Here is a 14,637-nt window from a genome sequence, read left to right as displayed (position 1 = left end):
TTCATCATACTCCGGTATGTCCGAAGCCACCGGCTCCGCGTTCCGTTTCATCCAGCACCTCCACTTCCTGCCATACAGGCTGTTCGTGCTTTGCTATCACCATCTGCGCGATACGTTCGCCATCTTCAATAACAAAAGCCTCGGACGAGAGATTGACTAAAATGACACAAACTTCTCCACGATAATCCGCATCAATCGTACCCGGAGAATTAAGTACTGTGATACCTTTCTTTATCGCCAGTCCGCTACGTGGACGAACTTGCGCCTCAAATCCCTTCGGCAGAGCGATATACAATCCTGTCGGCACCAGACAACGTTGCAACGGTTCCAGTGTGATAGGTTCAGAAAGATTAGCACGGATATCCATTCCTGCGGACAATTCGGTGGCATAAGCCGGAAGCGGATGCTTCGATTTATTGATAACTTGAATATTCATAAATGCATGTTTACTATTTAACGGGCGAAAATACACATTTTGAACTGAAAAATAGTTAAGTTTGCAGTTAAATAATGTACCGTTCCCTAAATTGTAAATAGTAAATAGTCAAATCGTAAATAAAATGATGAATTGGAAACAACTAATATCAGCGAAACGTTTCGGGATGGAAGAATTCCATGAAGAACGACAGGAAAACCGATCCGAATTCCAACGGGACTATGACCGTCTCATTTTTTCGGCTCCTTTCCGCAGATTACAGAACAAGACGCAAGTATTCCCTCTTCCGGGCAGCGTTTTTGTACACAACCGACTTACGCACAGTCTCGAAGTAGCCAGCGTTGGGCGTTCACTCGGGGACGATGTTGCCAAAGCACTTCTGGAACGTCATCCGGAACTTCAAGATTCTTTCCTGCCGGAGATCGGTTCTATCGTCTCGGCCGCTTGCCTGGCACACGATTTGGGTAATCCGCCCTTCGGTCATTCAGGTGAAAAGGCTATTTCTACTTTTTTCTCTGAAGGGAAAGGAGTTCGCCTGAAAGAAAAGCAGCCGAACGGCGAGCAACTTTCTCCGATGGAATGGGAAGATTTGACACATTTTGAAGGAAATGCAAATGCGTTCCGAATACTGACACACCAGTTTGAAGGACGTCGCAAAGGCGGATTCGTCCTGACATATACCACTCTGGCTTCTATCGTGAAATATCCCTTTTCATCGAGCCTTGCAGGAACCAAATCGAAGTTTGGATTCTTCGTCAGCGAAGAAGAAAGTTTCCAAAAAATAGCAACTGAATTAGGACTGACCTTACTCAACGAGCATCCTTTGAAGTATGCACGCCACCCACTAGTCTATTTAGTGGAAGCGGCAGACGATATTTGCTATCAGATGATGGATATTGAGGATGCATATAAGCTGAAGATTCTCACCACTGAAGAAACCAAAGAACTATTAATGACCTATTTCAGCGAAGAGCGGCAGGAACATCTCCGTAAAACATTCCTGATTGTCAATGATGTCAACGAGCAAATCGCCTACCTGCGTTCTTCCGTCATCGGTTTATTGATCCGGGAGTGTACCCGTGTCTTTTTAGATCATGAACAAGAAATACTGTCCGGCACGTTCGAAGGATCACTAATCAAGCGCATAGCCGAACGTCCGGCAGCAGCCTACAAACACAGCGTCGAAGTATCTATCAATAAAATCTACCGTTCACGGGACGTACTGGATATCGAACTAGCGGGATTCCGCATCATCAGTACCTTACTCGAATTGATGATAGACGCCGTGACCTCACCCGAAAAGGCTTATTCCAAACTCCTGATCGACCGGGTATCCAGCCAATACAATATAAATTCGCCTGTACTCTATGAAAGAATACAGGCGGTACTTGACTATATATCGGGAATGACCGATGTCTTTGCTCTTGATCTTTATCGTAAAATTAACGGGAACAGTCTGCCTGCGGTGTAACCACTTTAGGAGTAAAAACCTCTTTCCCTTCACAAGAAGACAATCTCAACGCATCCGGATGGCTTTCAATAAACGTCTGGATGTGTCGAATTCGTTTATCTTCAAGAATTTCGTCTACAGCAATCAGGATACCGGTTTCTTCCACATCACCGAACTCGTAATTGACAGCTGTTCCGAACATACGCATCGTAGGGCTTAAGCTCATATACGCATTTACCAACGGAGGAATATTATAGCCCAATTTACGGATTTCACAATTCAATATCTTATAGTCCTCTTTAAAAGTACTCTTGCAGAACAATGCGTTCAACTCTTCTTCGGAAGTCTCAAGTTGCAGAGGCTCAATCGGAGTAACAAGTTTCTCTTTATCATAAAAATGTTTCTTGAGGAAATGAAGAATCATATCACGGCCACGACGATGGTAGCTAGGATACATGGTCACCTTGCCAAAGAAATACTTCACATTCGGCATAACCACGGTCAACGCTCCCAACCCGTCCCACAGATTATCCAAAGCGAACAATCCTTTGCTTCCGGCACGGGTAGACTGATATTCAAGCGTAACAAACGAACGCCCCAGCTCAATTGTCTGCGGCAGGTATTCTTTAATAAAAGTATCAGAAAAATGAAACATGTGGGAAGTAGCCAGAATTGGCGCGCCTTTTTCATCAAAACGCACGTCCGTACCAAGCAGATATCGGTAACCACCCAGAATTTCTTCTGCTTCCGGATTCCATACGATCAACTGCTTATAGGGGTGTTCCATCGTGTCGTATTCATCAATATCCATTGACAGTCCTGTACCTCCACCAGCAGCACGGAAAGCTATTTCACGCAAACGACCAATCTCTCTCATTACATTAGGAGCATTTTGATGAGTAATAATATAAATCTGATTATTACTCTTATTCGTCATTCGTAAGCGTTTGTCTTCCGTCAATTCTGCCTTCAGCAGTTCTTTGCTTACCGGTTTAATAATCTCTTCCATATTCCTTGTTATAGTTGTTCTATCAGTTACAGTTTATAAACAATATCCTTTACGTATTCAGCCCACTGCGCAGGGGTTTTCGATTTATCAAAAGTCTGCCAGGGTATGGGTTTGCCAAAAGTGACAGTAAAAGTTTTGTGGCGATTCTTAAACATTTCATCCGCAAGATACAACATAGCGATGTTAAACTTGATACCCAATGCCTTGCAAATATTTGCCAGGTTGTAGAAGAAATCAGAATTCCTGCCTCCAAAATGCACGGGTATTACATCACGTTTTGCTTGTATGCTCTTTACTACAAATGTCTTTTTCCATTCCAGGTCACGAATGACTCCATTCTGACGACGCGAACACAGTCCGGCAGGGAACATTATCAGCTGGTCATCCGACTGAAATCCGGCTTCCACCATTTTCGGGAAGTCTTTTGCCTGTTTGCCGGTTTTATTAATAGGTATGCAAAGGGGAGCCAATCCGCGTAGATTCATCAATAAATCATTCACCAGGTATTTCACTTTCCCGTCATAGTGCTTTCCCAACACATAACCAAGCGCAACACCATCCTGTCCGCCTAACGGATGATTGGACACAAAAGTATACAATCCATCCTTAGGCAAATTCTCAATGCCTTTTACGTCCACTTTCGCATCCAAAAAGCCCATACATGCCTCCAGAAAGTCCACACCCAATCTATCCTTCGACTCATTCAGGAATACATTAATTTCATCCTGATGAACAATTTTCTTCAGATAAGAAACCACGAATTTAGGGATGTACTTATAATGCTTCGGAGCCTTTGTCCGAAGTATCTTATCGACATCAATCAAAAATAAAGAGTCATCAGTCATTCTTTTCAAATAAAAATGATGGCACAAAATTAACGGTTCTTTTTTATTAATCGCAATAATTTGGTAGAAAATGCAGGATTTAAGTTCAGAAGATAAAAAAATACCACCCAAAAACTATCAAAAACAACCTAAAAACTATCCGCGGATAGTTTTCGGGCATAAAAACGTCGGATTTACCCCTATCAGGTTCCAGAAATTCACGTAAACTTGCAACATCGAAAATAACAAACGAATATTCACCTTTAAAAAGCAACACATATGAAAAGTTTAAGCTTCAGAAAAGATTTAGTAGGAGTACAAGATGAATTACTACGCTTCGCTTATAAACTGACAACTGACCGTGAAGAAGCAAACGATTTGTTGCAGGAGACATCATTAAAAGCATTAGATAATGAAGATAAATATACCCCTGATACAAATTTCAAAGGATGGATGTATACCATCATGCGCAACATATTCATCAACAACTACCGCAAGGTAGTCCGCGACCAGACATTCGTCGATCAGACGGATAATCTTTATCATCTGAATTTACCACAGGACGGAAGTTCAGAAAGTACAGAAAGAGCATACGACCTGAAAGAGATGCACCGTGTAGTCAACAAACTCCCCAAAGAATACAGAGTTCCGTTCGCCATGCACGTTTCAGGATTCAAATACCGTGAGATTGCGGAAAAACTGAACCTCCCGCTAGGCACAGTAAAGAGCCGTATTTTCTTCACGCGCCAGAAATTACAGGAAGAATTGAAAGACTTCCGCTAGACCTTAACTATATAAATTGGTGATCTCGGATCACATACTTCTTTAATACAGATTTTAGTTTTGATAATGATTAAAAGGCAGAAATACTCCGGTATATTCTGCCTTTTCTTTTATTACTAAGATTAGTTGCACGACACCCGGGTCTCAACACCTACAACACCCGGGTCTCAATGGGTCTGACACCCGGGTGTCAGGTATGATGAGACCCGGGTGTCGTACAAGTTCCTATTGCATCAAAAGAAGTCTTCACTACCCTATTATTTAAAATTCACCTATACAGACATTTTTCCCCGTTTTACTGTCACAACTCCCCCACCAGCAGACTACTCCCAAAGCCGCATCATTTTCAAGCAAATAGACATTTAACATTCTGTTGAAAACTTCTCTGAAAGTTTTTTATGGAAAGTTGTGGGGAATTGTGGGGAATTTCATACTTTTACGGTCGCTTATTATAATAAGGTAATGATACGTTTTTTAGGAAATATTGAAGCCAGGGCGGACGCCAAAGGAAGGGTGTTCATACCCGCTACCTTCAGGAAGCAACTACAAGCAGCTTCCGAAGAGAGGCTTATTATGCGTAAAGACGTATTTCAGGACTGTTTGACCCTGTACCCCGAGAGCGTGTGGAACGAGGAGTTGAACGAGCTTCGCAGCAGGCTGAACAAATGGAACAGCAAACACCAACTCATTTTCAGACAGTTTGTGAGCGACGTTGAAGTGGTGACACCTGACAGCAACGGACGTATATTAATCCCCAAACGATATTTGCAGATTTGCAGTATTCATGGAGATATACGTTTTATCGGCATCGACAATAAGATAGAGATCTGGGCGAAAGAGCGGGCAGAACAGCCTTTCATGTCGCCTGAAGAGTTCGGTGCAGCATTAGAAGAAATTATGAACGATGATAATAGACAAGATGGAGAAAGATGAATTGACATACCATGTACCTGTATTGCTGAAAGAAAGCGTTGACGGGATGAATATCCAACCGGGCGGAACGTATGTAGACGTTACATTCGGAGGAGCGGGACATTCGCGCGAGATACTTTCACGACTCGGAGAAGGTGGACGTTTATTGGGATTCGACCAGGACGAGGACGCTGAACGGAACATTGTCAACGATCCTCACTTCATCTTCGTGCGCAGCAACTTCCGTTATCTGCAAAATTTCCTGCGTTATCACGACATCGAGCAGGTGGATGCAATCCTGGCCGACCTCGGCGTATCGTCCCATCATTTCGATGATAGCGAACGCGGCTTTTCTTTCCGTTTCGACGGAGCGCTGGATATGCGTATGAACAAGCGTGCCGGAATTACAGCAGCAGATATCGTGAATACCTACGAGGAAGAACGTCTTGCAAACCTCCTCTACCTGTACGGAGAGCTGAAGAATAGCCGCAAACTGGCTTCGGTCATCGTTAAAGCCAGAAGCGGACAGAATATCCGGACTATCGGTGAGTTTCTGGAAATCATCAAACCGCTTTTCGGTCGTGAACGCGAAAAGAAAGAGCTGGCAAAAGTGTTCCAGGCACTGCGGATCGAAGTAAATCAAGAGATGGAAGCGCTGAAAGAGATGTTGCAGGCAGCTACGGAAGCACTAAAGCCGGGCGGCAGACTGGTGGTAATCACTTATCATTCGTTGGAAGACCGCATGGTGAAAAACATCATGAAGACGGGCAACGTAGAAGGAAAAGCAGAATCCGACTTCTTCGGAAATCTACAAACGCCTTTCCGCCTTGTCAATAATAAGGTAATCGTTCCCGACGAGGCAGAAATAGAACGGAACCCACGGTCGAGAAGTGCCAAATTACGAATTGCAGAAAAGAAATAAAAAGATATGGAAGAAGAAGTAGTAAATAAGAAAACAGAAGAGGGCAAGAAGAAAAACCGCACCTCGCTGAAGAGTATTCTGGGTGGAGACATTCTGGCTACCGATTTTTTCCGCCGTCAAACGAAGTTGCTGGTACTTATCATGGTATTCATCATCTTCTACATTCACAATCGTTATGCCAGTCAACAACAACAGATTGAGATAGACCGGCTGAAAAAGGAATTGATAGACATTAAATACGACGCACTGACGCGCAGCTCGGAACTGATGGAGAAGAGTCGCCAGTCGCGCATTGAAGATTATATATCAAATAAGGAAAGCGATTTGCAAACATCAACCCATCCTCCTTACCTTATTAAATAAGTGGAGAGTGGAGAGTTGAGAATTGAGAGTTTTTAAAAGACAAATACTGTGGCAGTTAATAAAAAGAACATAATGACCCGTTACTTCTTCGTCATCCTGTTGATGGCGTTGATAGGAATAGCTATTGTTGTAAAAGCAGGCATCACCATGTTTGCCGAACGACAATACTGGCAGGATGTGGCTGATCGTTTCGTAAAAGAGAATGTGACGGTGAAACCTAATCGTGGAAACATTATTTCTTCTGACGGTAAACTGATGGCCAGTTCGCTACCCGAATACAGGATCTATATGGACTTTATGTCCGGTGAAAAGGACGAAAAACGCAGACGGAAAGATCAGGCACGCCGGGACTCCATCCTTAATGCCAATATGGACTCGATCTGTATCGGACTTCACAAGATATTCCCGGACAGGAGTGCAGCCCAATTCAAAGCACATCTCAAGAAAGGACGCCAGGCAAAAAGCCGTAATTATCTGATTTATCCGAAACGTATTTCCTATATACAATATAAAGAGGTAAAGAGACTGCCCGTCTTCTGTTTGAACCGGTATAAAGGCGGATTTAAAGAATTAGCATACAATCAGCGCAAGAAGCCTTTCGGTTCACTGGCTGCCCGTACGCTGGGAGATGTGTATGCAGATACAGCCAAAGGAGCCAGAAATGGTATCGAGCTTGCTTTCGACACTATCCTGAAAGGACGGGACGGACTGACGCACCGCCAAAAAGTGATGAACAAATACCTGAACATTGTCGATGTGCCGCCGGTTGACGGTTGCGATTTGATTAGTACCATCGACGTAGGCATGCAGGATATCTGCGAGAAAGCATTGGTAGACAAGCTGAAAGAGCTGAATGCCAGCGTAGGCGTGGTGGTATTGATGGAAGTAGCTACCGGAGAAGTGAAAGCAATCGTCAACATGATGCAAGGTAAGGACGGCGAGTATTACGAAATGCGTAATAATGCTATCAGTGATATGCTTGAGCCGGGTTCTACTTTCAAGACGGCCTCCATTATGGTAGCTCTCGAAGACGGTAAGATTACTCCGGACTATGTGGTAGACACCGGCAACGGACAGATGCCGATGTACGGACGTGTCATGAAAGACCACAACTGGCACCGTGGAGGATATGGGAAGTTGACTGTTACAGAAATTCTGGGAGTATCGTCCAACGTCGGTACCTCTTATATTATAGATCATTTCTATGGTAGCAATCCACAGAAATTCGTAGACGGGTTAAAACGGATGAGTATCGACCAACCGCTCCACCTACAGATTTCAGGAGAAGGGAAGCCGAATATCCGTGGTCCGAAAGAACGTTATTTTGCAAAGACCACTTTGCCGTGGATGAGTATCGGATATGAGACACAGGTTCCACCAATCAATATTCTGACGTTCTACAACGGAATAGCCAATAATGGAGTCAGTGTACGTCCGAAATTTGTCAAAGCTGCCGTGAAAGACGGAGAAGTCGTGAAAGAATATCCGACAGAGGTTATCAATCCTAAGATTTGTTCGGATAAGACTTTGGCACAGATTCGTGAAATACTTCGGAAAGTGGTCGGTGAAGGACTTGCTAAGCCTGCAGGGAGTAAGCAATTCCACGTTTCAGGCAAAACGGGAACGGCGCAGATTTCACAGGGGGCAGCCGGATACAAAACGGGAAGAACGAATTACCTGGTTAGTTTCTGCGGATATTTTCCGTCAGAGGCACCTAAATATAGTATGATTGTCTCTATTCAGAAACCGGGCTTGCCGGCTTCGGGAGGTTTGATGGCAGGTAGTGTATTCAGCAAGATTGCAGAAAGAGTGTATGCCAAAGACCTGCGGTTGCCGCTTACCAATGCAATTGACACCAATTCCGTAGTCATTCCGAATGTAAAAGCCGGAGAGATGCGCGAAGCGCAACGGGTATTGGAGGAGCTGGAGATTAATGTACAAGGTAAAGTTGCCGATTCGGGAAAAGAAGTGTGGGGGAATACGCACGCTGCCCCGCAAGCGGTGGTTCTTGAAAGCCGGAGCAATATGCAGAACTTTGTGCCGAGCGTGATAGGTATGGGAGCGAAAGACGCCGTATACTTGTTGGAAAGCAAAGGATTGAAAGTCAATCTGGTCGGGGTAGGCAAAGTGAAAAGCCAGTCGATAGCCAATGGAACCATCGTAAAGAAGGGACAAACGGTGACGCTGACGCTAAAGTAAAAATTAAAGATTAAAAATTAAATAGAGTGATGTTATTAAAGGAGTTACTGAAAGCGATCCAACCGGTAGAGGTAGCCGGAGATTCAGACATAGAAATCACCGGAGTCAATATTGACTCCCGTCTAGTGGAAGCCGGCCAACTGTTCATGGCAATGCGCGGCACGCAAGCGGACGGGCACGCCTACATACCTGCTGCCATAGCGAAAGGAGCGACTGCTATCCTCTGCGAGGATATGCCGGAAGAACCTGTTGCGGGGATCACTTATATACAAGTCAAAGACAGTGAAGATGCAGTAGGAAAGATTGCTACTACTTTCTACGGCGACCCCACTTCCAAGATGGAACTGGTTGGCGTTACCGGAACGAACGGAAAAACAACAATCGCCACCTTATTATATAATACATTCCGTTATTTCGGATATAAGGTAGGATTGATTTCTACCGTTTGCAATTATATCGACGATGAACCGATCCCGACAGAGCATACCACGCCCGATCCTATCACGTTGAACCGTCTATTGGGACGAATGGCGGATGAAGGATGCAAATATGTTTTCATGGAAGTCAGTTCACACTCCATTGCACAGAAACGTATCAGCGGATTAAAGTATGCAGGAGGGATCTTTACCAATCTGACCCGCGACCATCTCGACTATCATAAAACAGTAGAGAATTATCTGAAAGCAAAGAAGAAGTTCTTTGACGATCTGCCGAAAAGCGCATTCAGCCTGACTAATCTGGACGATAAGAATGGACTGGTAATGACACAGAATACACGTTCTAAGGTCTATACTTATTCATTGAGAAGCCTTTGTGACTTTAAAGGGCGGGTATTGGAGTCTCATTTTGAAGGAATGTTGCTTGACTTCAACAACCATGAGTTGGCAGTTCAGTTTATCGGCAAGTTCAATGCTTCCAATTTGCTGGCAGTATTCGGGGCAGCCGTTCTGTTGGGTAAGAAAGAAGAAGAGGTGCTTGTGGCTCTTAGTACGCTTCATCCGGTAGCCGGACGTTTCGATGCGGTCCGTTCTCCACAGGGAGTTACAGCGATTGTAGATTATGCGCATACTCCGGATGCTCTTATTAATGTATTGAATGCCATACATGGAGTACTTGAAGGAAAAGGAAAAGTGATTACAGTGGTGGGTGCCGGTGGCAACCGTGACAAGGGCAAACGTCCCATCATGGCAAAGGAAGCTGCTAAAGCCAGTGACCGCGTCATCATCACTTCAGACAATCCGCGCTTCGAAAAGCCGCAAGACATCATCAACGATATGCTTGCCGGACTGGATGCGGAGGATATGAAGAAAACGGTCAGCATTGCCGACCGTAAAGAAGCGATTCGCACGGCTTGTATGCTGGCAGAAAAAGGAGATGTGATTCTCGTTGCCGGAAAAGGACACGAGAATTACCAGGAGATAAAAGGAGTAAAACATCATTTTGACGATAAAGAAGTACTCAAAGAAATTTTTAAATAATGAATAGATTGTGCTAATATGCCGACTGGCTCCGGTATTCATCCGGCAGAAGCGACATAGCAACACATCAATAAATTGGCAAATTATTTATGTTATATTATCTATTTGAATGGCTACATAAGCTCAATTTTCCAGGAGCGGGAATGTTCGGATATACTTCATTCCGTGCTTTGATGGCGGTGATCCTCGCGTTACTTATTTCAAGTATCTGGGGAGACAAGTTCATCAACCTACTCAAAAGGAAACAAATCACAGAAACGCAGCGTGATGCTAAAACGGACCCGTTCGGCGTCAACAAAGTAGGCGTGCCGAGCATGGGAGGTGTTATCATCATCGTAGCCATCCTGATTCCTTGTCTGTTGTTGGGTAAACTGCATAATATATATATGATACTGATGCTGATAACCACCGTATGGTTGGGATCACTCGGCTTCGCTGACGACTATATCAAGATCTTTAAAAAAGACAAAGAAGGTTTGCATGGCAAGTTCAAGATTATCGGTCAGGTCGGTTTGGGTTTAATTGTCGGAATGACTCTGTATCTAAGCCCGGACGTAGTGATCCGTGAGAATATCGAAGTTCATAATCCGGGACAGGAGATGGAAGTGATACACGGAACCAATGATTTGAAATCGACCCAGACAACGATTCCTTTTTTCAAGAGCAATAACCTTGATTATGCCGATTTGGTTTCTTTCATGGGCGAGCATGCGCAAACAGCCGGATGGATTTTGTTCGTCATCGTTACAATCATCGTGGTTACCGCCGTATCAAACGGTGCCAACCTGAATGACGGTATGGACGGAATGGCGGCCGGAAACTCGGCCATTATCGGCGCAACGCTGGGGATATTGGCGTATGTATCGTCGCATATCGAATTCGCAGGCTATCTGAACATCATGTATATTCCGGGTTCGGAAGAACTGGTAATCTATATCTGTGCCTTCATCGGTGCGCTTATCGGTTTCTTATGGTACAATGCTTATCCGGCACAAGTATTTATGGGAGACACAGGCAGCCTCACCATTGGCGGTATCATCGCAGTGTTCGCCATCATCATTCACAAAGAGTTGCTGATACCGATTCTTTGCGGTGTATTCCTGGTAGAGAATCTGTCGGTAATCCTGCAACGGGCTTATTACAAGGCAGGAAAGCGGAAAGGTGTAAAGCAACGTTTGTTCAAGCGCACACCGATTCACGATCATTTCCGTACTTCAATGAGTCTGATCGAGCCGGGATGTACGGTGAAATTCACCAAGCCCGACCAGCTGTTCCACGAATCAAAGATTACCGTCCGTTTCTGGATTGTAACGATTGTATTGGCGGCAATAACAATTATAACATTAAAAATAAGATAGAATGAAGGCACGGATTACACGGATTAACGCAGTGTTAACTGCATAATCCCTTAAAACCGTGAAATCCGCGTCATCCGTGCCTTCATTAAAAATATAGAGAGCATTAACCCGATTATTAACTTTTAAAAGATGTGCGCAGCTAATAGATAAATCAATCGATTAGAAAACAAGGGCACATTATTGTAGATGAAAAGAATTGTAATTTTAGGAGCTGGCGAAAGCGGCGCAGGTGCAGCCGTACTCGCAAAAGTAAAAGGATTTGAGACGTTTGTTTCGGACATGTCCGCCATCAAGGACAAATATAAGGAACTTCTCGACAGCCATCAGATTGCCTGGGAAGAAGGACACCATACCGAAGAGCTCATTCTGAATGCCGACGAGGTTATCAAAAGCCCCGGTATCCCGAATGATGCCCCAATCATCCTGAAACTGAAAGCTCAAGGCACACCGGTGATCTCCGAGATTGAGTTTGCCGGACGCTATACTGATGCCAAAATGATCTGTATTACAGGTTCTAACGGAAAGACTACAACGACTTCCCTGATCTACCACATTTTCAAAAGCGCAGGTCTGAACGTAGGTTTGGCAGGCAACATCGGCAAAAGTCTTGCTTTGCAGGTAGCCGAAGATTACCATGATTATTATATTATCGAACTTAGCTCTTTCCAGCTGGATAATATGTATAACTTCCGTGCGAACATCGCCGTATTGATGAACATCACTCCGGACCATCTTGATCGCTACGACCACTGTATGCAGAATTACATCGACGCTAAATTCCGCATTACCCAAAACCAAACCCCGGACGATGCTTTCATCTTCTGGAATGACGACCCGATCATCAGACAAGAACTGGCGAAACATGGTCTGAAAGCTCATCTGTATCCTTTTGCCGCTGTAAAAGAAGACGGAGCGATCGCATACGTAGAAGACCACGAAGTAAAAATCACCGAACCGATTGCCTTCAACATGGAGCAGGAAGAACTGGCTCTGACAGGGCAACATAACCTATATAACTCTTTAGCTGCCGGTATCTCGGCAAACCTTGCCGGCATCGCCAAAGAAAACATCCGTAAAGCCCTCTCCGACTTCAAGGGAGTAGAGCATCGGTTGGAAAAGGTGGCACGTGTCCGTGGAATTGATTTCATCAACGACTCTAAAGCAACGAATGTCAACTCCTGCTGGTATGCCCTGCAAAGCATGACTACCAAAACGGTATTGATCCTCGGTGGTAAAGATAAAGGCAACGACTATACTGAAATTGAAGACCTTGTACGTGAAAAGTGTTCGGCACTGGTATACCTGGGACTTCACAACGAAAAACTTCACGAATTCTTCGATCGTTTCGGCCTGCCCGTAGCAGACGTACAAACCGGAATGAAGGATGCCGTAGAAGCTGCCTACAAACTGGCAAAGAAAGGTGAAACAGTATTATTGAGCCCTTGCTGCGCCTCTTTCGACCTCTTCAAGAGCTATGAAGACCGTGGCGACCAGTTTAAGGAATGTGTCCGCGCCCTTTAATTTCTAATTATTAATTTTTAATTGCTACAAGATTGGATTTATTAAAGAACATATTCAAAGGTGACAAGGTAATCTGGATTATCTTCCTCTGTCTCTGCCTCATCTCTATTATCGAGGTGTTCTCGGCAGCGTCGACACTGACTTACAAAAGTGGCGACCATTGGGGACCGATTACACAACACTCCATCATCCTGATGGTAGGTGCTGTGGTAGTAGTGTTTCTGCATAATGTTCCCTACAAATGGTTCCAGGTATTTCCGGTCTTTCTGTATCCGATTTCCCTGGTTCTATTGGCATTTGTCACGCTGATGGGTATCATCACAGGGGACCGTGTCAACGGGGCAGCCCGTTGGATGACCTTTATGGGATTACAATTCCAGCCTTCGGAATTGGCAAAGATGGCGGTTATCATTGCCGTCTCATTCATCCTGTCCAAAAGGCAGGACGAATACGGAGCCAACCCGAACGCCTTCAAATATATCATGATCCTCACCGGACTGGTATTCCTGCTTATCGCACCGGAAAACCTTTCGACAGCAATGCTGCTTTTCGGAGTAGTATGCATGATGATGTTTATCGGCCGGGTGTCAGCAAAAAAGCTATTCGGAATGTTGGGAATATTGGCACTTGTGGGCGGTGTTGCCGTAGGTATACTGATGGCTATTCCCGCTAAAACGCTGCATAACACTCCGGGACTTCACCGTTTCGAAACGTGGCAGAATCGTGTTTCCGGCTTCTTTGAAAAGGAGGAAGTGCCGGCTGCCAAATTTGATATTGACAAAGATGCACAGGTGGCGCATGCACGCATCGCCATTGCTACCAGCCACGTAGTCGGCAAAGGTCCGGGAAACTCGATACAACGTGACTTCCTTAGTCAGGCATTCTCCGATTTTATCTTTGCGATTGTGATTGAAGAGATGGGATTGATCGGAGGAATATTTGTGGTGTTCCTCTATCTATGGCTACTGATGCGAGCCGGACGAATCGCACAGAAATGCGAGCGAACCTTCCCCGCCTTTCTCGTTATGGGCATTGCGTTGCTACTGGTATCGCAAGCAATATTGAATATGATGGTTGCCGTCGGATTATTCCCCGTCACCGGCCAGCCCCTGCCTTTGGTCAGCAAAGGAGGTACAAGTACGTTAATCAACTGCGCTTATATCGGTATGATATTAAGTGTAAGCCGATATACCGCCCATCTGGAAGAACAAAAAGCGCACGATGCACAGATCCAACTGCAATTAGAGGCAGATGCAGCTGCAAGTTCCGAGGCACAGACTGCCGCCGAACCGACAGCACAGATTCTGAACAGCGATGCCAAGTTTGAAGACGAGCATGATATTGATAAACGGTAAGTGATGAACGGTGAGTGGTGAACGAAA

Annotated in this window: 13 protein-coding genes; 10 read left to right on the top strand and 3 right to left on the bottom strand. The window is 44.8% G+C overall.

The annotated features are described in order from the left end of the window. Window positions 1-4: 4 nt before the first annotated feature. A complete protein-coding gene (dut, locus tag DW862_RS07490) occupies window positions 5-436 on the bottom strand; it encodes a dUTP diphosphatase (RefSeq protein ID WP_004309527.1) in 432 nt (143 codons plus the stop codon). A gap of 124 nt (window positions 437-560) precedes the next feature. Here dut and DW862_RS07485 point away from each other — a divergent pair, with 124 nt between their 5' ends. Further along, a complete protein-coding gene (locus DW862_RS07485) occupies window positions 561-1,907 on the top strand; it encodes a deoxyguanosinetriphosphate triphosphohydrolase (protein WP_008642786.1) in 1,347 nt (448 codons plus the stop codon). Here the strand turns inward: DW862_RS07485 and DW862_RS07480 are convergent. Both DW862_RS07480 and DW862_RS07475 read right to left on the bottom strand, forming a co-directional pair. After that, window positions 1,879-2,895 (bottom strand): GNAT family N-acetyltransferase, encoded by a 1,017-nt coding sequence (locus DW862_RS07480; RefSeq protein WP_120067591.1) that lies wholly within the window; start codon window positions 2,893-2,895, stop codon window positions 1,879-1,881. The two genes, DW862_RS07485 and DW862_RS07480, sit on opposite strands and share 29 nt — an antisense overlap. A 26-nt stretch (window positions 2,896-2,921) precedes the next feature. Beyond that, window positions 2,922-3,740 (bottom strand): 1-acyl-sn-glycerol-3-phosphate acyltransferase, encoded by an 819-nt coding sequence (locus DW862_RS07475; RefSeq protein ID WP_008642784.1) that lies wholly within the window; start codon window positions 3,738-3,740, stop codon window positions 2,922-2,924. A 258-nt stretch (window positions 3,741-3,998) separates the two neighbouring features. Here DW862_RS07475 and DW862_RS07470 point away from each other — a divergent pair, with 258 nt between their 5' ends. The 9 genes from DW862_RS07470 (at window position 3,999) to DW862_RS07430 (ending at window position 14,610) form a co-directional block, all read left to right on the top strand. Then, on the top strand, window positions 3,999-4,502 hold the full coding sequence (locus tag DW862_RS07470) for an RNA polymerase sigma factor (RefSeq protein WP_004315377.1): 504 nt from the start codon (window positions 3,999-4,001) through the stop codon (window positions 4,500-4,502). 462 nt (window positions 4,503-4,964) lie between these two features. Next, window positions 4,965-5,435, top strand: coding sequence for a division/cell wall cluster transcriptional repressor MraZ (mraZ, locus tag DW862_RS07465; protein WP_004315379.1), 471 nt, complete (start codon window positions 4,965-4,967; stop codon window positions 5,433-5,435). After that, window positions 5,422-6,336, top strand: coding sequence for a 16S rRNA (cytosine(1402)-N(4))-methyltransferase RsmH (gene rsmH, locus DW862_RS07460; RefSeq protein WP_008024130.1), 915 nt, complete (start codon window positions 5,422-5,424; stop codon window positions 6,334-6,336). Before mraZ ends, rsmH begins: the two co-directional genes overlap by 14 nt. A gap of 6 nt (window positions 6,337-6,342) precedes the next feature. Then, a complete protein-coding gene (locus tag DW862_RS07455; protein WP_004315383.1) occupies window positions 6,343-6,699 on the top strand; it encodes an FtsL-like putative cell division protein in 357 nt (118 codons plus the stop codon). Window positions 6,700-6,771: 72 nt separating this feature from the next. Beyond that, on the top strand, window positions 6,772-8,898 hold the full coding sequence (locus tag DW862_RS07450; protein ID WP_118407909.1) for a penicillin-binding protein: 2,127 nt from the start codon (window positions 6,772-6,774) through the stop codon (window positions 8,896-8,898). 29 nt (window positions 8,899-8,927) lie between these two features. Continuing rightward, the gene (locus DW862_RS07445; protein WP_120067589.1) at window positions 8,928-10,376 is read left to right on the top strand and encodes a UDP-N-acetylmuramoyl-L-alanyl-D-glutamate--2,6-diaminopimelate ligase; all 1,449 of its coding nucleotides are present in this window, start codon (window positions 8,928-8,930) and stop codon (window positions 10,374-10,376) included. An 89-nt stretch (window positions 10,377-10,465) separates the two neighbouring features. Then, the gene (locus tag DW862_RS07440) at window positions 10,466-11,734 is read left to right on the top strand and encodes a phospho-N-acetylmuramoyl-pentapeptide-transferase (RefSeq protein ID WP_049701648.1); all 1,269 of its coding nucleotides are present in this window, start codon (window positions 10,466-10,468) and stop codon (window positions 11,732-11,734) included. Window positions 11,735-11,920: 186 nt separating this feature from the next. Next, complete coding sequence (murD, locus tag DW862_RS07435) at window positions 11,921-13,255, top strand: UDP-N-acetylmuramoyl-L-alanine--D-glutamate ligase (RefSeq protein WP_004298208.1); 1,335 nt, start codon at window positions 11,921-11,923, stop codon at window positions 13,253-13,255. Between the two features lie 32 nt (window positions 13,256-13,287). Further along, window positions 13,288-14,610 (top strand): FtsW/RodA/SpoVE family cell cycle protein, encoded by a 1,323-nt coding sequence (locus tag DW862_RS07430; RefSeq protein WP_008024120.1) that lies wholly within the window; start codon window positions 13,288-13,290, stop codon window positions 14,608-14,610. Window positions 14,611-14,637 lie beyond the last annotated feature (27 nt).

The organism is Bacteroides sp. AM37-9, from assembly GCF_003603455.1.
Classification (GTDB): Bacteria; Bacteroidota; Bacteroidia; order Bacteroidales; family Bacteroidaceae; genus Bacteroides; species Bacteroides xylanisolvens.
Note: the sequence above shows the minus strand (reverse complement) of the source record. Positions and strands in the feature narration are given on the sequence as shown.